Genomic DNA, 19884 nt, shown 5'->3' on the forward strand with positions numbered 1-19884 from the left:
CCCACGGCGGTGACCTTGCCGAGCTGAACTCCACGATAGGTCACGTTGGAGAACCGATAGAGGCCGCCGGTGGCCGGCAGCTCCAGCGTCACCGTCATCCGACCGATGCCCAGTAGCGTCGGCGCTTGGATGTAGAACAGGACCATCGCGATCACGCCAATGGTCCCGGCGATCGCGAAGATCGCCAGCTGGATCCGAACGAAGCGCGTCAGCATCTATCCACCGGCTCCCGTTCCAGGCGCCTCTGCGGGGGCCGGCGTCTGACCAGGACCCGCGTCGGGCGGCGAGGCCGCAGCCGGCGGAGGTCCGGGTAGCGGTCCATAATTGCCCGGCCCCGGCCCCGGTCCCGGTACCGCACCCGGCGGTGGCGGGGGCAGCGGTAAGGCATCGGGATCGATCCACGGCGGCCGTAGCGGGTTATGCAGCGGATCGAGTGTGTAATTCAGGCGATACGGGTCCCCGGGCACCGGCGGCTCGGGCATATCCAGCTGTCCCCAGTGGGTGCCTAGCAACAAGCCCCTCTTAAGCCGGGGAATCGTCAGGTCGAAGTCGAAATGCAGGTTGAAGAAGTCGCCTCGGACCGCTCGGTCGACAAAGTTCTGCGTGAACGGGAACACGAACGACCCCGCGATGGCCGCGCCGAACTCCGGTCCGACGTCGGCGAGCGCCTTGATGGTCGGCTCCAGGTTTTTGAGGTTCGTGACGAGATCGGCCTGGGCATCGTTGACCAGTCTGTTGGCGGTGTTGCTGAACACACGGAGGTGGTCCAGCGCGGCCGTCAGACGAGGCCGCTCCCTGGTCAACACCTCGAGCGCCGGCGGTATTTTACGCAGCGCATCGGTAAGAACGTCGCGTTGGTCGGCGAACGTTGCCGACAGCCGATTCAGCGCCTGGATGGAGGCGACGATGTCGTCGCGCTGGTCGTCCAAAGTCCCGACGAACGTGTCCAGGCGGGTAATCAAATCACGCACGGCGCCCTCGTGCCCGGACAGGGCGGCCGAGAAGTTGTGGATGACCTCCCCGATCTGTCCCAGTCCACCGCCGTTGACGACCGCGCCCAGCGACGACAGCGTCTGCTCGGTCGACGGGTAGGCCGATGACCGACTCAGCGGGATGGTGGCGCCCGGCTGCAGCCGTCCGCTTCCCTGCTGACCCGGCGGAGTATTGAGCTCCACATGCATCGAGCCCAGCAGGCTCGTCTGACCGACGGTGGCCACCACATTGGCTGGGACCACCACATCGCGCTTGACCGAGATCTCGACGTCCGCGTGCCAGCCTTGCACCTTCATCGCACCGACACTGCCGACGACGACGTCATCGATCATCACCGGCGAATTCGACTCCATCGTACCGACATTCGGGAGTTCGACGTGGTAGATGTTGGCCCCTGGCCCGCGTCCGACCGCGCCGGGTAGCGGTAGCGAATTCAGGCCGTGAAATGCGCATCCCGTGGCCGTCACCACCACGCAACAGCCGGTGGCGAATACCCGCTTGGCCGCAACCCGTGCGCTCATTGTTGTGGCCCTCCGTCTGGCAGCAGCATGCCCGACACGCTGGGCGCCGGCGGTGGTGGCGGTGTCGAAGGCGGGGGCGGCAGCGGCATCGCCGCGCCCGGTATCCGCTCCGGCGGCACCGCCCCCGGGGGGCCGACCGGATCGCCCGGCAGCCCGGTGTAGGCCGACACCGCGGGCGGAATCTCGGGCGGTCCGGGTTTCGGACCCTCGCCGCCGGGCGCCAGGCGCTGTTCGGTGTAGAGAACCTTGGACGGGTCAATCGACTTGTGTAGGAACGGGTTGATGGGAATGGGCGAGTTATTCCAGTTGGTCTGCCGCAGTCCGGGTCCGAGGAACAGCGAGCACAGCTTGCCGGATTCGACCGCCGTGATGTTCTCGATGGCGCCGATTTGCGTGCAGCCCGGTACGGACAGCAGAACCTGACCGCCCCATGTCGGATTCGCCGCATTCATGAGCCCGAATCCTCCGATGATGGTTCCGGTGTCGGCGTTGTAGTCGTTGAAGAAGTTGCCGAACGCGTTCGGCGCCGCGTGCAGGATGTTTTCCAGGGCCATGTGGTGATCGACCAGGTTCTGCGTGACATCGGCCAGCCTGGCGATTTGCTCGCTGGTCTGGTTGCGAGTCCCGGCGATGAATCGCTGCACCTCGCCGACCGCCGTCGACAGATCGGTCAGAGCCGCGTCCAGTTCGGATTTGCTGTCATTGACCACACTGGTGAGCGTGGCCAGGCGGTCATTGAACTGCACGAGCTGGACGTTGCTGTCGCGCAGGGCGCCGACAAAGGTCTGCAGGTTTTTGATGATGTCGACGATGTTGCCGCTGCCGTTGGCGAGGATCCGGCCCACGCCTGACAATTGACCGAGCGTCTGGCGCAGCTTGTCGCCGTTGCCGTCGAGCGCATTGGCGGCGCTGTCGATGAATCGGCCCACCGACGTGCCCGATACCCCGCTCTTGGGCCCCAAATCCGTTGCCAGCCGCATCAACTGGGTTTTGACCTCGTCCCACTCAACCGGCACCGCGGTCCGTTCGACCGGGATGACCGCCCCGTCGCGCATCACCGGCCCACTGTCGCGGTAAGCCGGCGTGAGCTGGACGTAGCGGGCAGCCACCAGATTCGGGGCGACGATAACGGCCTTTGCGTCGGCCGGGATGGGCACGCCGCGGTCGACCGTGAGGACCATCTTGGCCTGGGTGCCTTGCGGCGCAATGGACTTGATGCTGCCGACTTTGACGCCCGAGACCCGTACCTCGTCATGGGGATAGATCGCGGTGGCGGTGGTGAAGTAGGCGGTGATCGTTCGTGGGCCGAAAAACGTATTACGGACGAGCACGGCGGCGGCGGCAATTGTCAGCGCGACCAAGACAACCGCCGTGACGGCCGCCAGCCGCTTGCGCGGAATCCGGGAGGTCATTGTGATCCCCCGATCCGTCCGCCCAACGTGCAGCCAGGGCACTGCGGAATGGAGTTGTACGGCCAGGGGGTCAGCGCCCGAGGTACCGGTGACGGGAAGCCCGGACCCTTTGAAGTATCGAAGGTGCGGAATCCCCAGAGGTAGTCGAAGAACTCCTGGAAAAGTTGCGGGACAAGGAAGTTCGGGACGAACGCCTGGTAGGCGTACATACCGGCGATGGCCTCACCGACCGTGATCTGGAATTTGGCGAGGCCCGGAAGGGCTTTGCCGATGTTGTCGCGGTTCTTTTCCAAGACCGCGAGGACCCTGTTCAGCCTCTCCAGCGTTGGCGCCAAGGTGCTTTCGTTGTCGTGCACCAATGCCGTCAGCTGCTTGGCCACTGCCGAGGTGTTGGCCAGCAGGTCCACGATCTCTTGCCGGCGTGCGACCAGCACTTGGAGCAGGGAATCGGAGTTGAGGATGAGCTTGTTGACCTGCATGCTGCGTTCGGAAAGTATCCCGGTGACGTCGCCGGCGCTTTTGAATAACTCGCCCAGGTTCTTGTTGCGGCTGTTGAGGGTTCGCGATAGCCGGGTGAGCGCGTCGAAGGCCGGCCCCATTTGGGGTGCGATCTGGTCGAGCGTTGCCGCCAGCGTGTCCAACGATTGATTCAGCGCGGCGGTGTTGGTGCCGGCCGTATCCGACGTGAAGTCGCTGACCGCTTCCGTCAGCGAGTACGGAGAAGAGGTGCGCGAGACGGGAATGAGAGCCATCGGGTGCATCGTGCCGGTGCCGGCGGACTCCACCGTCAGCATGCGCTCGCCGAGCAGTGTGCCCGTGCGGATGTGGGCGGACGTTTCCGAGCCGAGCAGGACGTTGCCCTTCATCGCGAACGTCACGAGAGCGTCGCCGTGCCGCAGCTTCACGTCCGACACCGTGCCGACCTTAATCCCCGACACGATTACCGGATTGCCCTTCGCTAGGCCGCCGGCCTCGGTGAACAGCGCCTGGTACCTGACCATCGTCGCCCATTGGATGAATCGGTCGGGTGACAGGCCGACCAGGATGACCATCACCGCCAGGATGACGCCGATGAAGCCAGGCTTGACGAGCTGAGCTCCGCGATACTTGAGCATCAGGGTTCCGTGCACCTTCCTGCATCTGAACGATAGATGTTGGCGCGCACTGTCTTGCCCTGAAGATCTGTGCCGCGGATCCCGAACTGGCAGAGGTAGTACGGGATGGTGGCGCCGTTCACGCCGAGCCGGACCAGCTTGCGGTAGTTCTTCGGCGCCTTCTGAAGTGCGCCGTCGAGGCGGTCCTTGTCGTTATCGAGAATCGGCGCCAGCCGATTCAGCTGAGCTACTGTGCCAGACAGCGGCGGGCGGGCCTCGGCAAGCAGATCCGCCAACGACGCGGTTCCCTTGTCCAAGGCGTCGATGGCGGAGCCGATCGTGTCGCGGTCATTCGACAGGCCGCTGACAAGCTGCTCGAGTCGATCGATCGTGCCAGAGAACTGTTTGCCGTCTTTGGAGACCGTGCCGATCACGATGTTGAGGTTGTCGATCAGTTGCTGCACGGTTTGATCGTTGTCGGCCAGAGCGTTTGAGAACGACGTCGTCTTGGCGAACAGCGAGTCGAGGGTCCCGCCCTGCCCCTGGAAAACTTGTAACAATCCCGCGGTCAACGCGTTGACGTCGCGCGCATTCAGGCCTTGGGTGACGGGTTTGAGTCCACCGAGTAGCAGATCGAGGTCTAGCGCTGGCGCCGTCCGGTTGACCGGGATCTGCCCGCCGGCCGGCAGCCGCTTGGTCGAGCCCGGGCCATCGACGAGTTCGAGGTAGCGATCGCCCACCAGGTTCAGGTAGCGGACCGCCGCCCTGGAGCCCTCCGTCAAGACGATGTTGCGGTCGACGTCGAACTTCACCACGACTTTCTTGTCCGGCTGCAGAGAGACGCCGTTGACGGTGCCGACCCGGATCCCGGCGACCCGCACCGACTGCCCCGGCTTGAGACGCGAAACATCGGTGAACACCGCCGAATACCCATTCGTCGCACCCGTCCGGTACTGGCCGAAGATGAAGAACAGGAAGGCGGTCAGCGTCGCCATCACGACCGCGAAGATCGTGAATTTGACCAGCGTGGCGCGTGTTCTCATCCCGGTTGTCCGATCTGGGCAGAGTTGCGCGGCGGTCCGGCGATCGGTCCGTACAGCAGCTGTTTGAGCAGATCGGAATTGATCATCAGCTGCGGATTCCCGTACACCACCGGGTCCGCGCCGATGTCGGCAATCAGCTGCGGGGGACTCGTATTGAACGGCAGCGACGGCAGACCCACGCAGCGCGGACCGCCCGTCGCCGCAACCTTGGGCAGGTTCGTCGGATACCGATAACGTTCGGCACCCCAGACGAGACTCGCCGAGATGTTGATACTGGGTTCCGACAGTGGCGCCGCGTGCGATAGGCGTACGAGTCCGCCAAAAGCGCAGGTAAGCGCGGGGTTGTACTCATTGGTCAGATCGGTGGTTGGCACCAACAGATGCATGACGTCCGTCAGCGGTTGGCGGTTCGTCGACAGGACGTCGTTGCCGATGTCGGCCAAGCCGATCGTGCTGATCAGCAACGCATCCAGGTTGTGCTGCTCATCGACAATCGTCTTGCTGATTCGGGTCGCGTTGGCCGCGGTCTTCACCAGGTCGGGTGCCGCGTCGGCATAGGCGTTGGCTACCGCCGGTAAGACCGAGAAGTCATGACGGAACGCGGGCAGGCTCGGCTCCAGTTTGGCCAGGAACGAATCCAGGTCGCTCAGCGACTGACCAAGCTGTGGGCCCCGCCCGCTGAACGCTTGGGCGAGGGCGCCCAGTGACTCGTTGAGCTTGGGCGGGTCGATGTGGCTGAGCACCGAAACCAGTTGCTGGAACACGGTATTGATTTCGACCATGACGTGCTGGCCTTGCAGCGTCTGGCCCCCGTGCAGACGCTGGGCCGCGGGCTGGGCGGGCTCCACCAGCTGGACGGACTTCGCGCCGAACACCGTCGACGACGCGATGTCGACGAGCACGTTGCTGGGGATGAAGCGCAATTGCGACGGGTCCATCGCCAGATGAATGGCGGCCTCGCCGTTGGGCAGCGGCTCGATCGAGGAGACCTTGCCCACCTGCACGCCGCGCATCTTGACCTTGGCGTCGGGATTCATGACAAGGCCGGCTCGTTGCGAGATCACCGTCACCGGCACGGTTTCGGTGAAGGAGCCCTGAAACAGACCGACCGCCACGGCGAAAATCAAGCCAATGATGAGAACCGTGGCCAACCCGATCAGGGGCGGCAGGTAATGCCTTCCGGCCGGCGGACGCGCATGGCCGGTGCGCACAGGTCGGCCGGCGACCGCGCCGCGACCCGCTGGCACACTCTGCGTCATTGCCGTACCACCTCCTTTGCTAACCGGACAGGTTGAAGTTGCCGTTCGTACCGTAAATAGACAGCGAAACCAACAGCGTTACCGACACCACGACGATGAGCGAGGTGCGCACCGCGTTGCCGGTGGCGTTGCCCACGCCGGCAGGGCCACCCGAAGCGAAATAGCCGTAATAGGTGTGGATGAGCAGGATGGTGAGCGCCATCAAGATGGCCTGCAGGAACGACCACAACAGGTCGATCGGGTTCAGGAACGTGTTGAAGTAGTGCTGGTACAAACCCTGCGACTGTCCGAGCAAGAACGTCGTGGTGAACTGACTGGCCACGAACGACAGGATGACGGCGATGCTGTACAACGGCGTGATGGCCAGCATTCCCGCCAGAATCCTGGTGCTCACCAAGTAGGCGACCGGCCGAATCGCCATGCTCTCCAACGCGTCGACTTCCTCGTTGATCCGCATGGCACCCAGCTGGGCGGTCACCCCGGCGCCGAAGGTGGCCGCCAGCCCGATTCCGGCCACCACCGGTGCCGCGATGCGCACGTTGATGAACGCCGCCAGAAAGCCCGTCAGCGCCTCGATGCCGATGTTGCCCAGCGAGGTGTAGCCCTGAATCGCCAATGTGCCGCCGGCCGCCAGCGTCAGGAACCCGACGATTACCACGGTTCCGCCGATCATCGCCAAAGTTCCCGCGCCCATGCTGATCTCGGCGACCAGTCGCACGACTTCGCGCGTGTACCGGGTGGCCGCAAAGGGCATCCCGGCAAGCGCTTTGCCATAGAACAGGGTGTGGTCGCCGATCCGGCCCATCAAGGCGACCGGCCGCTCGAGCTGACGGAACAGTCGCGGATACGTGGCCCTCAGCGCCATTGACAGCCCCTACTTCGCCGTCATCTTGATGCCGATCGCGGTGACGACCACGTTTACGACAAACAGGGACATGAAGGCGTAGACCACGGTCTCGTTCACCGCGTTGCCGACGGCCTTGGCGCCCCCGCCGGTGATCGACAGGCCGCGATAGCAAGCGACCAAGCCGGCGATGAGGCCGAAAAGCGCTGCCTTGACGCACGAAATGATCACCTCGGGCACGCCGGTGAGCAGGGTGATACCCGCGGCGAACGCGCCGGGATTGACGTCTTGGACAAACACCGAAAAGACGTAACCACCAAGCACTCCGATGATGACGACGAGGCTGTTGAGCAAGAACGCGACCAGGCCGGAAGCCAACATGCGCGGTGTGACCAGCCGTTGCACCGGGTTGATGCCCAGCACCTCCATCGCGTCGATCTCTTCACGAATCGTTCGGGCGCCCAGGTCAGCACACATCGCTGTAGCGCCCGCGCCCGCCACGATCAAGACCGTGACCAGTGGCCCGAGCTGCGTGACCGCGCCGAACGCGGCCCCCGCGCCGGATAGGTCCGCCGCGCCCAGTTCGCGCAGCAGGATGTTGAGCGTGAAGCTGACGAGCACGGTGAAGGGAATTGCGACCAACAGGGTCGGCGCCAGTGACACCCGCGCGACGAACCAGGACTGCTCCAAGAACTCCCGCCACTGGAAGGGCCGGCGGAACGCAAACTTGACCGCGTCGGCCGACATGGCGAACAGGGCGCCGACGGCCTGCATCGACCCCGACATGTTCCACTTCAGTTTCAGCTGCGGCAATCCCGCTGACCAGTGGTCGGCACCCTTAGTTGCCATCGGCGCCGACCCTTTCCATCGCTACGAGACTGACAGTCTTGTTGTTGCGCACCGGCTGGGGTAGATTCGGCTGAACCGGCGATCCCAAGCGGATGCCGCCGACCACGAAACGCCCAGCGAACAGCCGAAATTCGGCCGGCGTGGTAACGCTTCTCATCCTCACGCCGGTGCCTCCGTTCGGTCGCGTGAGTTGACGCCGCAAGACAGAGTGCTCCGCGCCTTGAAGCGTTCGGCGATTATGACTCATGCCGAGTCCAGGTGGAGCAAAAAACGCTTAACCGTTATGGAACAACCCGTAACCGCGAGCTCAGGGGGCCGCGAGCGGGTCCCGGCGACAACGAGGGCGGGCCGTAATCCCAACATAGACAAGCAGCTCCACTCTTAAGTGACGGCGCCGGCCGTCTTGAGCTCGATGATGCGATCCCAATCAAGGCCGAGTTCCAGCAATATTTCGTCGGTCTGCTCGGCGAAGCCGGGCGCCGGACCGGTCTGTGGCGCCGCGACATTGAACTGGACCGGGTTGGCGACCAGTTCCAGCTCGCCCGCGCGGACCATGTACTCGTTGGCCCGGATTTGCGCGTCCTCGGCCGCCTGCAGCGTGTCCTGCACCGGCGCCCACGGTCCGGCCAGCGTGGCAAACCGTTCGCTCCACTCGGCCAGCGTGTGGGCCGCGATGGCCTTGGTCAACAACTCGACCGCCTCTGCGGTGTTGGCGGCGATCTCCTCGACGGTCGCAAAGCGCGGATCGTCGGCCAGCTCCGGCAGATCGACGTGCCGACACACGTCGGCCCAGAACTTGGTGGGCTGCATCATCACGAAGGAGATGTACCGGCCGTCCGAGGTCGTGTACAGCCCCACCAATGGATTGTTGGGTGCGCCATGCACTCCCGGTGGCGGGGCCTCGAGTCGCTGCCCGAGATGGTTCGTCAGCGCGACCGTGTGCCCCATCGACCACAGGCCGCTGCCGAGCAGCGACACGTCGACGACCGACGGTTCTCCTGTGCGTTCGCGCTTGAGCAATGCCGCCGCGATGCCCCCGGCGAGGTTGGTGCCGGAGATGGTGTCGCCGTAGGCCGGTCCGGGCGGCGCGATCATCCCCGGCATCCCCGCCGGGGTGATGGTCGCGGCGGTTCCGGCCCGGCACCAGAACGCGGTCATGTCGTAGCCGCCCTTCTGCGACTCGGCGCCACGCGGGCCGAGCGCGCTGCCGCGGGCGTAGACGATGTTCGGGTTGACCGTACGAATGTCGTCGACGTCGATGCCGAACTTCTTCCGATGAGCGGGAAGGAAGCTGGTGAGGAACACGTCCGAGCGGCGGGCCAGCTCGTAGAGCACGTCCTTGCCCTCCGGCACCGACATGTCCAGTCCGATGCTGCGCTTGCCGCGGTTCGCGTGTTCGATGTTGGGGTTCGGATCCCCCTCGACGCGCAACATTCCGGTCTGCCGGAGACCGCGTTGCGGGTCGCCGGTGACCGCGTGCTCGACCTTGACGACGTCGGCGCCCCATTCGGCGAGCACGGCGCCCGCCGATGGAACGAATCCGTACATCGCGACTTCCAGGACGCGGATGCCCTCGAGCGGCCTCACGCCGGGGCCCCCGGTGCCGGCATCCGGTAGCCGGTGGCGGGATTGCTGGACGGGGAGGTTCTGTCCGCGGTGACCAGCCGGCCATCGATCAGGAGTCGACGGTCGACCTGTGACTCAGGCGCGGCATCCGCGATGGTCGCGGCTAGTTCTGCCGTGTCCTGCGCAGGCATTCCGACCCCCTCATGTGGTGACGGTCACGATAATTTCATTCTCTTCCCCGGCGAATCTTACATTCGTGTCTCGATAATTCAAGAAACTCACAGGAATGCGACCGGCCCCTGACCAGCGACGCAAGCGCCAGCGGGTTGCCTGGCCACCCAGTTCAACGCAGGCCAAACAGTGTTTCCCGGGTTTGTTGCAACCCACTCTGCCGTGAGAGTAGGGTTCTCATAATTGCAAGCGAGATTCTTTGTGGCTGAGACGGTCACCTGTGGATTAGAGGTCTCAACGTGAAGACTGCGGTGGTCACCGGCGGCGGATCCGGCATCGGGCTTGCCGTCGCGCGGCGCCTGCGCGCCGACGGTCTGGACGTCGCCGTCATCGACCTCACACCGTCCGACAGCGACCACTCGTTCACCGCCGACGTCACCGACCGAGCTCAGGTCGAGACGGCCTTCGCGGCGATCCGCGCCAAGCTGGGGCCGGTCACTGTTCTCGTCAACGCCGCCGGCCTGGACGGATTCAAGCGCTTCAACAACATCACGTTCGACGACTGGCAGCGCGTGATCGACGTCAACCTCAACGGCGTCTTCCACACCATCCAGGCGGTGTTGCCCGACATGATCGAAGCGAAGTGGGGACGCATCGTCAACATCTCCTCGTCAAGCACCCATTCCGGCGCGCCCTACATGAGCCATTACGTCGCGGCCAAGTCCGCGGTCAACGGGCTCACTAAATCCCTGGCCCTCGAGTACGGACCGAGCGGCATCACGGTCAACGCCGTGCCGCCGGGCTTCATCGACACCCCGATGCTGCGCGCCGCCGAGAAGAACGGGTATCTGGGCAGCATCGACGAGACCATCGCCCGAACGCCGGTGCGCCGCATGGGTAAGCCGGAAGACATCGCGGCGGCATGTGCCTTCCTGGTGTCCGAGGAAGCCGGCTACATCACGGGCCAGATCCTGGGCGTCAACGGCGGCCGCAACACCTGAGCCGTCGCACCTAGGCGATCGTCGGCAACTAATTCGCAAGGAGACACCGTGAAGGTCTGGGTCGATCCGGAACGCTGCCAGGGTCACACGCTGTGCTCGATGATCGCACCGGATTCGTTCGAGCTCAGCGACATCGACGGCAGTTCGTCGGCGATCGACGAAGTGGTGCCGGCCGATCGGGAGGACCAGGTTCGCGAAGCGGCGCAATCATGCCCGGAGCAAGCCATCATCATCACCGAATGACGCGCAAAGGGAGACAGAGCGTTGAGTGTCGACGACACGGTCAGCGATAGCGACCGTAAGAAGAAGCGGTATCAGTTCGAGCGGCATTCCGCGGATTACCGGTCGAACTTCAAGGCCATCACCGAAGAGATGCACGCGAATTGCCCGATGGCCTGGAGCGACACCTACGGCGGCCATTGGGTGGCGGCAGGAAGCCACGAGGTGTTCGAACTCGCTCGCTGCCCCGCGGTGTCCAACGATCACGATGTCAACAACCAGCGCCGCGGTTACAAAGGCATTTCGATTCCGACGGCCAGCCGGATCAACGGGGTGCGCGGCGGCATCCTGGAGATGGACGACCCCGAGCACCGCATCTATCGCAACGTTCTCAACCCCTATCTGTCACCGGCAGCCGTCAAGCGGTGGAAGCCGTTCATCGACGACGTGACTCGGGCCTGCCTCGACGAGAAGATCGAAGGCGGCCGGATCGACTTCGTCGACGATCTGGCCAACGTCGTGCCGGCGGTGCTGACGCTGGCCATGCTCGGCATTCCCTTGAAGAACTGGCAGATGTACAGCGAGCCGACCCATGCGGCCGTGTACACGCCCGAGCATTCCCCGGACATCCAGCGGGTGACCGAGATGCATCGGCAAATGGGGCTCGACCTGGTCAACAACATGATCGAGATCCGCGAGAATCCCCGGCCCGGCATCGTCAATGCTTTGCTCGAGATGCGCATCGACGGCGAGCCCGCCCCGGACCTGGAAATCCTCGGCAACCTCGGGCTGGTGATCGGCGGCGGCTTCGACACCACCACGGCGTTGACCGCCCATTCACTGGAATGGCTCTCCGAGCACCCCGATCAACGCGAGCTGCTCAGCAAGCAACGCGATGCCCTGCTCGACCCCGCGACCGAGGAATTCCTGCGGTACTTCACGCCGGCGCCCGGTGACGGCCGGACCTTCTCCGACGACGTCGAGCTCGACGGCACCCAGTTCAAAGAGGGTGAGCGGCTGTGGATCTCGTGGGCCATGGCCAACCGCGACCCAGCGGTGTTCAGGGACCCCGACGAGATCGTCCTGGACCGGAAGGGCAACCGCCACTTCAGTTTCGGTCTCGGCGTCCATCGATGCATCGGATCCAATGTCGCCCGCACGGTGTTCAAGTCGATGCTGACCGCGGTCCTCGATCGAATCCCCGACTACCGATGCGACCCCGACGGCACCGTTCACTACGAAACCATCGGCGTCATCCAGGGCATGCGCAAACTGCCGGCCACCTTCAGGCCCGGCCGCAGGGTGGGGGCCGGGCTGGACGAGACACTGGAAAAGCTGCAGCGCATCTGCGATGAGCAAGAACTTGCCCGGCCGATCACCGAACGCAAGGAAGCCGCGGTAATCGACTAGGTGGGCCCGCGACCTCGCCCCGGCGACAGCCGGACGCCGACTGCGCCAATTCTTACGAGTAGCCCTGCTCAGGGTGGCCGCACCCTATATTTGGGCCAAGCGCGTATGCAGAGATGGGAGACGCAGCCGTGAAGACTTTCGCAGTGAGCCTTGCGCTTGCCATGGTCGCGCTGACTGTCCCGCCCAGCGCCCACGCGGGCATGCCGTATGCCAACTACCGGGTGGACACGCCCCGGGACCCCGGCCACAGCTGGATTTGGTCGATCAACCCGTGCGCCCATCCGGAGCCGGAATGCGTGAGCGTGTACGCAACTCCGCAGCCCAACGGGCAAGCGGCGCCCTACCGGGGAGACGCCCATCTGTCGAACGGTCGCTACACCCTGTCCGTTGATGATCCCTTCGGTGTGCGCTGCGTGGTCCAGTTTTTTCCCTCGCATGACGTCTACTCGTGGGATGCGGTGACGCTGGCGGGTCAGGTCGACTCGACGTTCGACACCGGCTGCGGCGGCGGACCGGGGGGCACCAGCAGTTGGCCGTTCTCGCTCGTGCGATGGTAGCCGCGTGAGAGGTATAGGAGTCGGTCGGTCATGAGGGCTGCGGGCAGTAAGCACGATGGCTGAGGCAAAGAAAACGCAGGACGATTCGGCCACTTCGAGAGCCGACGTGAAGGCGTTACTCGAGGAAGCCGAGGCCGAGGCAGCCGAAGCCGAAGCGCTGGCGGCCGCGGCTCGCGCCCGCGCTCGTGCCGCCCGGCTCCGGCGCGAGGCGCTGGCCCAGTCTGAGGCCGAGCCGGAGGCCGAGACCACGGAAGAAGCGCCGGAGGTCGACGAGGACACCACCGACGCCGACGAGCCGGAGACTGTCGTCACCGACACGGCCGCGATAACCGACGACGACGAAACAACGGACGAAGAGGCCCCCGGCGAAACCGCCGAAGACCCCCAATCGGAATCCAAGCCGACTCGCAGGCGACGCGTGCACGTGCCCTCCTGGTCCGTCGTGTGGAAGGCGGCCGTCATCGTCCTTATCTGCGCCTTCACCGCGGCCAGCGGATACATGATGTGGAACCGCCACGAAACCGTCGAGCGCAATCAGCGCGCCGCGAACTTCATCGCGGGGGCCCGCCAGGGTGTCGTCAACCTGACCTCCATGGACTTCAACAAGGCTAAGGAGGATGTCCAGCGGGTGATCGACAGCTCGACCGGCCAGTTCCGGGACGACTTCCAGGCCCGTGCAAAAGATTTCACGACCGTTGTCGAGCAGTCGAAAGTGGTCACCCAGGGAACCGTGAATGCGGCGGCCGTGCAATCCATAAACGGGGATTTCGCGTTGGTTCTCGTCGCGGCGACATCGCACATCACCAACGCCGCGGGCGCAAAAGATGAACCACGCAATTGGCGACTCAAGGTAACCGTCAAAGACGAAGCCGGGCAATACAAGATGTCCAACGTGGAGTTCATCCCATGAGCGAGGACAAGCAGAGCACCGAAACCGCCGACGACTCTGCCGAACAGACCGACCGCAATAAAAGCATCGAACCTCGCGCCCGGCGGAGAGTGAAAGCCGTTCCCGCCATCCTGATTTCGCTGCTGCTGATTTCCGCTGGCGTGGCGACCTGGCTGTACTTCAAGCAGTACCGGCCCGATAAGCAGACCGACCCCCGCGTTGCGAGCGCTGTCGTAGGTGCGGCATCCGACGGAACGGTCGCCTTGCTGTCCTACTCGCCCGACACCCTCGACAAGGACTTCGCCGCCGCGAAGTCGCACCTGTCCGGGGATTTCCTGTCGTACTACAACCAGTTCACCGACCAGATCGTCGCCCCGGCTGCCAAACAAAAGTCGCTGAAGACCAGCGCCCGGGTGATCGGTGCCGCGGTCTCCGAGTTACATCCGAACTCGGCGGTCGTGCTCGTGCTGGTCGACCAGAGCACCACCAGCAAGGACAACCCGGACCCCGCGATGGCGTCCAGCAGTGTGCTGGTGAGTCTGACCAGAGTCAACGGCCAGTGGCTGATCACGAAATTCGACCCGGTCTAGAACGCCGAATGCCGCTGCACTAGAGCGGAATTCGCGACCCGCGATAGCGCCGGCCGCTAGCCCCGTGGGAGGCCGAGCACCCGCTGGGCGATGATGTTGCGCTGGATTTCCGACGTGCCCCCGGCGATCGTCCCGGAAAAGCTGCGGGCGTATCGCTCGAACCAGCTGGCGAAATAATGGTCCAGGTTCATGTGTGCGTACGGCCCGGTCAGCCCGGGGTGCACGAGCCCGTCGGACCCCGCCGACGTCAGCGCGAGCTCCATGCCACGCAGCTCGGCCTCGGACCCGAGCAGCTTGAGCACCGAAATCGCGGCCACGTCGTCTTCACCGCGCGCCGCACGCGCCAACGCCACCGAACCCAACAGCCGCAACGCCTGCTTGTCCATGATCGTGCTGGCGTACTGGTCGCGCTCGACGTCGGTGCTGGGATGAAAGTCGTCGATCATGTTCTCAAGTCGATCGGCGAAACCGAGCCACATCATGGTGCGCTCGTGCCCCAGCGAGCCGTTGGCCACCCGCCATCCCTGGTCGAGCTCACCGACCAGATTCTCCGCCGGCACCCGCACGTCGGTGAAGAAGACCTCGTTGAAGTCCAGATCGTCGGCGCCGCAGATCGACGGGAACGGCCGCCGCACCAGACCCGGGGTGTCGGTGGGGATGATCAGCGCGCTTATTCCCTTGTGTTTCGGCGCATCCGGGTTGGTCCGCACGAAGGTCAGCAGGACGTCGGCGTCGTGGGCGCCCGAGGTCCACACCTTCTGCCCGTTGACCACGAAGTGATCCCCGTCGAGCACCGCGCGGGTGCGCAACGACGCCAGGTCTGAGCCCGCGCTGGGTTCGCTCATCCCGAGCGACGCGGTGATCTCGGCCCGCAGAATCGGCACCGCCCAGCGCCGCTTCTGCTCGTCGCTGCCGAACGACAACAGCGACGCCGCAACGATGTTGACGCCCTGCGGGTTGAAGCTGTGGTAGATCCGGCGGCGGCTGAGTTCCTCGAGGTAGACGAACTGCTGGATGACCGTAGCGTTGCGGCCACCGAACTCCGGCGGCTGGCTCGGCAACAGCCACCCGTTGTCGAACAGCAGCCGCTGCCACCGGCGCGCCCACTGCGGCATGTGCGAAACCGACCGGGGGCGCTCGAGCGTTTCGCTTGCGGCAGGCAGGTTCTCGTCGAGGAAGGCGGAGAACTCGGCGCGGAATTCCTCGACGTCGGTATCAAAAGTCAGCTGCACGGTATTCCTCCGCGATCCGCGCGCGGTGCTCGGCGGCGCCGCCGAGCATCAGCTCACCCGCCTTGGCCCGTTTCAGCGCGAACTGCAGGTCGTTCTCCCACGTGAATCCCATTGCGCCATGCAGCTGTAGGCCGTGCCGGAATACCAGTGACTGGCACTCCCCCGCCGACGCCTTGGCCATCGCCGCCGCCAGCCGGCGGCGGGGATCGTCGGCGGCGATCGTCAGCGCCGCGAAGTACGCCAGCGCCCGTGCGCGTTCCACCGCGACGTGCATGTCGGCGGCCTTGTGCTGGACGGCCTGGAACGAACCGATCGGCACCCCGAATTGCTGTCGGCTGCCGACATGTTCGAGCACCAGGTCGAGGATGCGCTGGCAGGCCCCGACCATGGTGATCGCCAAGCCCGTCAGGGCGATGTGGTGCGCGCGTTCGGAGTCGACGGTGAGCCGTGCGGTGTCCGGCACGCGAACCTCGTTGAATGACAAGTCGGCGACGTGCAGGACGGGGTCGAAGGCCGCGGCGCGCCGCGCTGAGACCTGGTTTGCCCAGATGATGAACACCCCGGCGTCGGTGACCACCGCGAGGCGGTCGACACGGTCGCCGTCGAGGACATGGCGGGCCGTGCCGTCCAAGACCCAACCCTCGGCGTCGCGGTGCGCCGTCACCCCGGCGTGGACGGCGGTGCCCGACTCGTGGGGGTCGAACTGCTCGCCCGCCAACGGTGCGTACTGGCTCATCGTCGCCAGGAACGGGGTGGGATCGGTCGCCCGCCCCAATTCTTCGAGCACGATGGCCAACTCGACGGCGCTTTCGGGATCGCCCAGCTCGGTCCAGCCGTGATCCACGTACGACTTCCACAACGGGGTTGGGTCGACGCCATCCTCGGCCACGCTGCGCACCAGCGACGGCGGACATTGCTTGGCGACAGCGTCGCGGACGGTCTTCTGCCACAGCCGCTGATCGGCATCGAACTCCAACAGCATGAAGGCCGCCTCCTGTCACCGCCGTCGTGCGAGAATATCATTCTCGCACGCGGAAGTAATAATCTCGCAAACGGGTTATGGCGTGCCAGGCCGAGCGCCCGGCTGCCAGGGACCGGTTCGCCGTTCAGCCCGCAGGAGCGGCAAACAGGTCGTCGGCGGGCCGATCCCAGCGGTCGAGCGCCACGAAATCGGCGAGCGGCCGACGGCGCAGCGGCCCATGCCTGCCCTTGGGCCAACCGATCACGACGTGGCCGGCCACCAGCCAGTCCTCCGGTACGCCGATCGCCTCGCGCAGCGGGCGCTCGCCGCCGTAGGACGCCCAACTGGTCAGGCAAGCCCCGAGCCCCTGAGCGCGTGCGGCCAGCAGAAAGTTCTGCATGGCGGGGAAGATCGATCCGCCGAGCAGAAGCTCCGACGCGGTCGGATAGTGCTGCTGGGCGAACAAGACGGAGGTGAACTCGCCGGCCCGGTCGTGCAATTCGTAGGTCGCGCGATAGGTGCGCGCCCGGCGGCTGCGGTCATCGGCGGCGGGGCGGCTCATGCCGTAGACGGGCTCGATCACCTCCAGGGCGCGGGCCGCCGCCTGGGCCACCACCGCGCGAAGCTCGGGTGACCGCAGCACGACGAAGCGCCAGCCCTGGGCGTTCGCGCCCGAGGGCGCCCATCTGGCCGCGTCCAGGCAGCGCACCAGGGTGGCGTCGTCGACCGGCTCGTCGGTGAAGCGCCGGATGGTCCGAGCGGTCGACATGACTTCCCAGATGTCGGAGCTTACTCCGGTCATGGTCTCTCCTCGTTGATTGCCATGCGGGACAGCCGATTCCGGCGACGCTGCAGCCCGGACGGTTTGCCGCGTGGGCCCGCGGAAGCTGGGAGGCGATGCATCGACCCCCGACTGTAGACCGCGCGAAAGTGCGTCGATGCGAGACTGCGCTCAGGCGATGACAGCGCCACGCCGACACGACGAAGGAGAAGACCATTGGATCGCGAAACCTACCAGCGCGGGCTGCACGTGCGCTCCGAGGTGCTCGGCGAGGAGTACGTCAATCGCGCCCTGGCCGAGGCGGACGACTTCACCAAGCCCCTGCAGGACCTCGTCACCGAATACTGCTGGGGCGCAGTGTGGGGTCGTGAAGAGCTGCCCCGCAAGACGCGCAGCATGCTCAACCTGGCGATGATCTCGGTGCTGAATCGGCCGAACGAATTGCGCACGCACGTCAAGGCCGCGCTGACCAACGGCGTCACCCGCGACGAGATTCGCGAGATCTTCCTGCAGGTCGCCATCTACGCCGGCGTGCCGGCCGCGGTGGACAGCTTCCGCATCGCGCGCGAGGCGTTCGCCGGCCTCGAGGACTAGGAGTTCGGCATGGAGGTTGGATTCATCGGGCTGGGAAACATGGGTTTTCCCATCGCGCGCCGCCTGATTCAGCAAGGCCACGACGTCGTCGCCTTCGACACGCGCGGCGCGGCGCTGGAGCGCATCGTCGCCTTGGGTGCGCGGGCCGCGTCGTCTCCGAAAGAGGTCGCCGACGGTGCCGAGACCGTCCTGGCCAGCCTCCCGACACCGACCGCCTCGCTCGAGGTGGCGATGGGCGTGGCCGAGGGCGCACGCATCAAGCGCTATGTCGACTTGTCCACGGTGGGCAGGCGAACGGCAATTCTGGTCCATGGGCAACTCGCGGAACGGGGCATCGCAGGGATCGACAGCCCGGTCAGCGGCGGCGCTGCCGCGGCCGAGAAGGGCGCGCTCGCGGTCATGGTGTCGGGCCCGCGCGCTGAATTCGAGGCCATCCGGCCGATGCTCGAGGCGATCGGCCGGCCCTTCTACGTCGGGGCCAAACCCGGCTCGGCTCAGACGATGAAGCTCGCCAACAACATCCTGGCGGCCAACGTCCTCGCCGCGACCGCGGAGGTCGTGGTGATGGGCGTTAAGGCCGGTCTCGACCCCACCGTGATGATCGAGGTGCTCAACGCCGGCTCGGGCGCGACGAGCGCGAGCCGGGACAAATTCCCCCGCGCGATCCTGCCCCGGACGTTCGATTACGGGTTCGCCACCGGCCTGATGGTCAAGGACGTGCGGCTGTACCTCGACGAGGCGCAGGAGCTCGGCGTGCCGACGGAGGTCGCCGCCACGATCAGCCGGTTGTGGGAGACGGCCGCCGAGGACCAGGGACCCGATGCCGACTTCACGACCGTGATCAAACCGCTGGAGAAGGCGGCCGGGGTGACCGTCGGTCCGTCCCCCGCCTAGCGTCCCTGCCCCGTCGGCAAGGGGCGGACGGCCCTTCTCGATGGGCGGGAGAATGGTATTATCCACATTTAAGAACCACACTTGCACTCAGACTTCGAAAGCGCCTGCTACCAGGGACAACGATTAAACGAAATGCTTACCGGAAACCCCATTGATCGGCCACCGAGAAGAATGTTAGGTTGTCTATCATATGACCCGACCGGGCCCACTTTGGCTGCCCGAGCCGAAGGATGGCTTTCGTGATCGACCACGCTGACGGAACCCGCACGCCTCTTATCGACGCGAGCGTGCACATCTTCTTCCCGTCCAGCAAGGCGCTGCGGAGCGTCTTGCGCGAACCGTTCAAAAGCCGCGGTTTTCCCGACTACGAAATGGACTGGTACGGCGCCCCGGGCGGTGAGTATGCGCCCAACACCGAGGGACCGGATCGGCAGTACCCCGGCTCCGACCCCGAATTCGTTGCCCACGAACTCTTTTCGAAGCGCGGAGTCGACGTGGCGGTCCTGCACCCGATGGGCCGCGGCATCATGCCCGACCGGCACCTGGGCAGCGCGCTGCACGCCGCGCACAACGAGATGATGGTGTCGGACTGGTTGGATTCAGGCGAGTTCGGCGAGCGATTCCGCGGCACGATCCGGGTGAATCCCGACGACATCCCCGGCGCGTTGCGAGAGATCGAGAAGTACCGTGCCCATCCACGCGTCGTCCAGATCGGCGTGCCGCTGCAATCCCGCGAGCTCTACGGCAAGCCGCAGTTCTGGCCGCTGTGGGAGGCCGCGGTCGACGCGGGCCTCCCGGTGGCCGCGCACATCGAGGTGGGCAACGGCATCATGTTCCCGCCCACGCCCTCCGGCAACACCCGCACCTACGAGCAATACGTCAGCTTCATGGCGCTGAATTACATCTACCACCAGATGAACATGATCGCGGAGGGCGTGTTCGAGCGCTTCGACGGCCTGAAGTTCGTCTGGGCCGACGGCGCCGCCGACTTCATCACGCCGTTC

21 protein-coding genes are annotated in these 19884 nt (G+C 65.3%); 9 read left to right on the plus strand and 12 right to left on the minus strand.

Annotated features, from left to right (window positions below):
* From A9X03_RS10525 to A9X03_RS10565, 9 genes are all read right to left on the minus strand, one after another.
* On the minus strand, positions 1-215 hold a 215-nt coding region (locus A9X03_RS10525), incomplete at its 3' end, for an MlaD family protein (RefSeq protein WP_368664933.1).
* Positions 216-1514 carry an MCE family protein gene (locus A9X03_RS10530; protein ID WP_067889768.1) on the minus strand — a complete coding sequence of 433 codons (1299 nt, stop codon included), beginning with the start codon at positions 1512-1514 and terminating at the stop codon, positions 216-218. It lies immediately after the preceding gene.
* Complete coding sequence (locus tag A9X03_RS10535) at positions 1511-2926, minus strand: MCE family protein (RefSeq protein ID WP_067782814.1); 1416 nt, start codon at positions 2924-2926, stop codon at positions 1511-1513. Before A9X03_RS10535 ends, A9X03_RS10530 begins: the two co-directional genes overlap by 4 nt.
* Entirely contained in the window at positions 2923-4041 is a 1119-nt protein-coding gene (locus A9X03_RS10540) for an MCE family protein (RefSeq protein ID WP_067753405.1), read from the minus strand. The genes A9X03_RS10535 and A9X03_RS10540 overlap by 4 nt, the downstream gene beginning before the upstream one ends.
* A complete protein-coding gene (locus tag A9X03_RS10545; protein WP_067753297.1) occupies positions 4041-5063 on the minus strand; it encodes an MCE family protein in 1023 nt (340 codons plus the stop codon). Before A9X03_RS10545 ends, A9X03_RS10540 begins: the two co-directional genes overlap by 1 nt.
* On the minus strand, positions 5060-6322 hold the full coding sequence (locus A9X03_RS10550; RefSeq protein ID WP_067753290.1) for an MCE family protein: 1263 nt from the start codon (positions 6320-6322) through the stop codon (positions 5060-5062). The genes A9X03_RS10545 and A9X03_RS10550 overlap by 4 nt, the downstream gene beginning before the upstream one ends.
* Before the next feature lie 19 nt (positions 6323-6341).
* Positions 6342-7187: an ABC transporter permease gene (locus A9X03_RS10555; protein ID WP_067753287.1), complete on the minus strand. Its 846-nt coding sequence runs from the start codon at positions 7185-7187 to the stop codon at positions 6342-6344.
* Between the two features lie 9 nt (positions 7188-7196).
* Positions 7197-8015, minus strand: a complete 819-nt coding sequence (locus tag A9X03_RS10560) for an ABC transporter permease (protein ID WP_067753283.1) — start codon at positions 8013-8015, stop codon at positions 7197-7199.
* A gap of 381 nt (positions 8016-8396) precedes the next feature.
* On the minus strand, positions 8397-9602 hold the full coding sequence (locus A9X03_RS10565; protein WP_068260927.1) for a CaiB/BaiF CoA-transferase family protein: 1206 nt from the start codon (positions 9600-9602) through the stop codon (positions 8397-8399).
* A 449-nt stretch (positions 9603-10051) separates the two neighbouring features.
* On the opposite strand from A9X03_RS10565, the gene A9X03_RS10570 reads away from it, so the two are divergent.
* The 6 genes from A9X03_RS10570 (at position 10052) to A9X03_RS10595 (ending at position 14418) form a co-directional block, all read left to right on the plus strand.
* Positions 10052-10753: an SDR family NAD(P)-dependent oxidoreductase gene (locus tag A9X03_RS10570; protein ID WP_067753277.1), complete on the plus strand. Its 702-nt coding sequence runs from the start codon at positions 10052-10054 to the stop codon at positions 10751-10753.
* Positions 10754-10801: 48 nt separating this feature from the next.
* Positions 10802-10996 (plus strand): ferredoxin, encoded by a 195-nt coding sequence (locus A9X03_RS10575; protein WP_067273711.1) that lies wholly within the window; start codon positions 10802-10804, stop codon positions 10994-10996.
* A 21-nt stretch (positions 10997-11017) separates the two neighbouring features.
* On the plus strand, positions 11018-12382 hold the full coding sequence (locus A9X03_RS10580) for a cytochrome P450 (protein WP_067889774.1): 1365 nt from the start codon (positions 11018-11020) through the stop codon (positions 12380-12382).
* 113 nt (positions 12383-12495) lie between these two features.
* A complete protein-coding gene (locus A9X03_RS10585) occupies positions 12496-12939 on the plus strand; it encodes a hypothetical protein (protein ID WP_197499097.1) in 444 nt (147 codons plus the stop codon).
* Positions 12940-12994: 55 nt separating this feature from the next.
* Positions 12995-13849 (plus strand): hypothetical protein, encoded by an 855-nt coding sequence (locus A9X03_RS10590; RefSeq protein ID WP_067889777.1) that lies wholly within the window; start codon positions 12995-12997, stop codon positions 13847-13849.
* A complete protein-coding gene (locus A9X03_RS10595; protein ID WP_067753264.1) occupies positions 13846-14418 on the plus strand; it encodes a hypothetical protein in 573 nt (190 codons plus the stop codon). Before A9X03_RS10590 ends, A9X03_RS10595 begins: the two co-directional genes overlap by 4 nt.
* Positions 14419-14474: 56 nt before the next feature.
* On the opposite strand, the gene A9X03_RS10600 is transcribed toward A9X03_RS10595, so the two are convergent.
* The 3 genes from A9X03_RS10600 to A9X03_RS10610 all read right to left on the minus strand — a co-directional run bounded on the left by A9X03_RS10600 (position 14475) and on the right by A9X03_RS10610 (position 17413).
* Positions 14475-15650, minus strand: a complete 1176-nt coding sequence (locus A9X03_RS10600) for an acyl-CoA dehydrogenase family protein (protein WP_067753260.1) — start codon at positions 15648-15650, stop codon at positions 14475-14477.
* The gene (locus A9X03_RS10605) at positions 15634-16632 is read right to left on the minus strand and encodes an acyl-CoA dehydrogenase family protein (protein WP_068260930.1); all 999 of its coding nucleotides are present in this window, start codon (positions 16630-16632) and stop codon (positions 15634-15636) included. Before A9X03_RS10605 ends, A9X03_RS10600 begins: the two co-directional genes overlap by 17 nt.
* Before the next feature lie 124 nt (positions 16633-16756).
* Positions 16757-17413 carry a nitroreductase family protein gene (locus A9X03_RS10610; RefSeq protein WP_067753254.1) on the minus strand — a complete coding sequence of 219 codons (657 nt, stop codon included), beginning with the start codon at positions 17411-17413 and terminating at the stop codon, positions 16757-16759.
* A gap of 195 nt (positions 17414-17608) precedes the next feature.
* On the opposite strand from A9X03_RS10610, the gene A9X03_RS10615 reads away from it, so the two are divergent.
* The 3 genes from A9X03_RS10615 to A9X03_RS10625 all read left to right on the plus strand — a co-directional run.
* A complete protein-coding gene (locus A9X03_RS10615) occupies positions 17609-17986 on the plus strand; it encodes a carboxymuconolactone decarboxylase family protein (RefSeq protein ID WP_067753252.1) in 378 nt (125 codons plus the stop codon).
* A 9-nt stretch (positions 17987-17995) separates the two neighbouring features.
* Positions 17996-18880, plus strand: a complete 885-nt coding sequence (locus tag A9X03_RS10620) for an NAD(P)-dependent oxidoreductase (protein WP_068016697.1) — start codon at positions 17996-17998, stop codon at positions 18878-18880.
* 239 nt (positions 18881-19119) lie between these two features.
* Positions 19120-19884 (plus strand): amidohydrolase family protein (locus A9X03_RS10625; protein WP_067753402.1); only part of this gene is annotated, 765 nt, incomplete at its 3' end.

The organism is Mycobacterium sp. E1715, from assembly GCF_001667625.1.
Taxonomy (GTDB): Bacteria; Actinomycetota; Actinomycetes; order Mycobacteriales; family Mycobacteriaceae; genus Mycobacterium.

Excerpts from the sequence above, each read along its gene's own strand:
- A9X03_RS10530 (WP_067889768.1), bottom strand. The coding sequence starts at position 1,514 with ATGAGCGCACGGGTTGCGGCCAAGCGGGTATTCGCCACCGGCTGTTGC.
- A9X03_RS10535 (WP_067782814.1), bottom strand. The coding sequence starts at position 2,926 with ATGACCTCCCGGATTCCGCGCAAGCGGCTGGCGGCCGTCACGGCGGTT.
- A9X03_RS10540 (WP_067753405.1), bottom strand. The coding sequence starts at position 4,041 with ATGCTCAAGTATCGCGGAGCTCAGCTCGTCAAGCCTGGCTTCATCGGC.
- A9X03_RS10545 (WP_067753297.1), bottom strand. The coding sequence starts at position 5,063 with ATGAGAACACGCGCCACGCTGGTCAAATTCACGATCTTCGCGGTCGTG.
- A9X03_RS10550 (WP_067753290.1), bottom strand. The coding sequence starts at position 6,322 with ATGACGCAGAGTGTGCCAGCGGGTCGCGGCGCGGTCGCCGGCCGACCT.
- A9X03_RS10555 (WP_067753287.1), bottom strand. The coding sequence starts at position 7,187 with ATGGCGCTGAGGGCCACGTATCCGCGACTGTTCCGTCAGCTCGAGCGG.
- A9X03_RS10560 (WP_067753283.1), bottom strand. The coding sequence starts at position 8,015 with ATGGCAACTAAGGGTGCCGACCACTGGTCAGCGGGATTGCCGCAGCTG.
- A9X03_RS10585 (WP_197499097.1), top strand. The coding sequence starts at position 12,496 with ATGGGAGACGCAGCCGTGAAGACTTTCGCAGTGAGCCTTGCGCTTGCC.
- A9X03_RS10590 (WP_067889777.1), top strand. The coding sequence starts at position 12,995 with ATGGCTGAGGCAAAGAAAACGCAGGACGATTCGGCCACTTCGAGAGCC.
- A9X03_RS10595 (WP_067753264.1), top strand. The coding sequence starts at position 13,846 with ATGAGCGAGGACAAGCAGAGCACCGAAACCGCCGACGACTCTGCCGAA.
- A9X03_RS10605 (WP_068260930.1), bottom strand. The coding sequence starts at position 16,632 with ATGCTGTTGGAGTTCGATGCCGATCAGCGGCTGTGGCAGAAGACCGTC.
- A9X03_RS10610 (WP_067753254.1), bottom strand. The coding sequence starts at position 17,413 with ATGACCGGAGTAAGCTCCGACATCTGGGAAGTCATGTCGACCGCTCGG.
- A9X03_RS10620 (WP_068016697.1), top strand. The coding sequence starts at position 17,996 with ATGGAGGTTGGATTCATCGGGCTGGGAAACATGGGTTTTCCCATCGCG.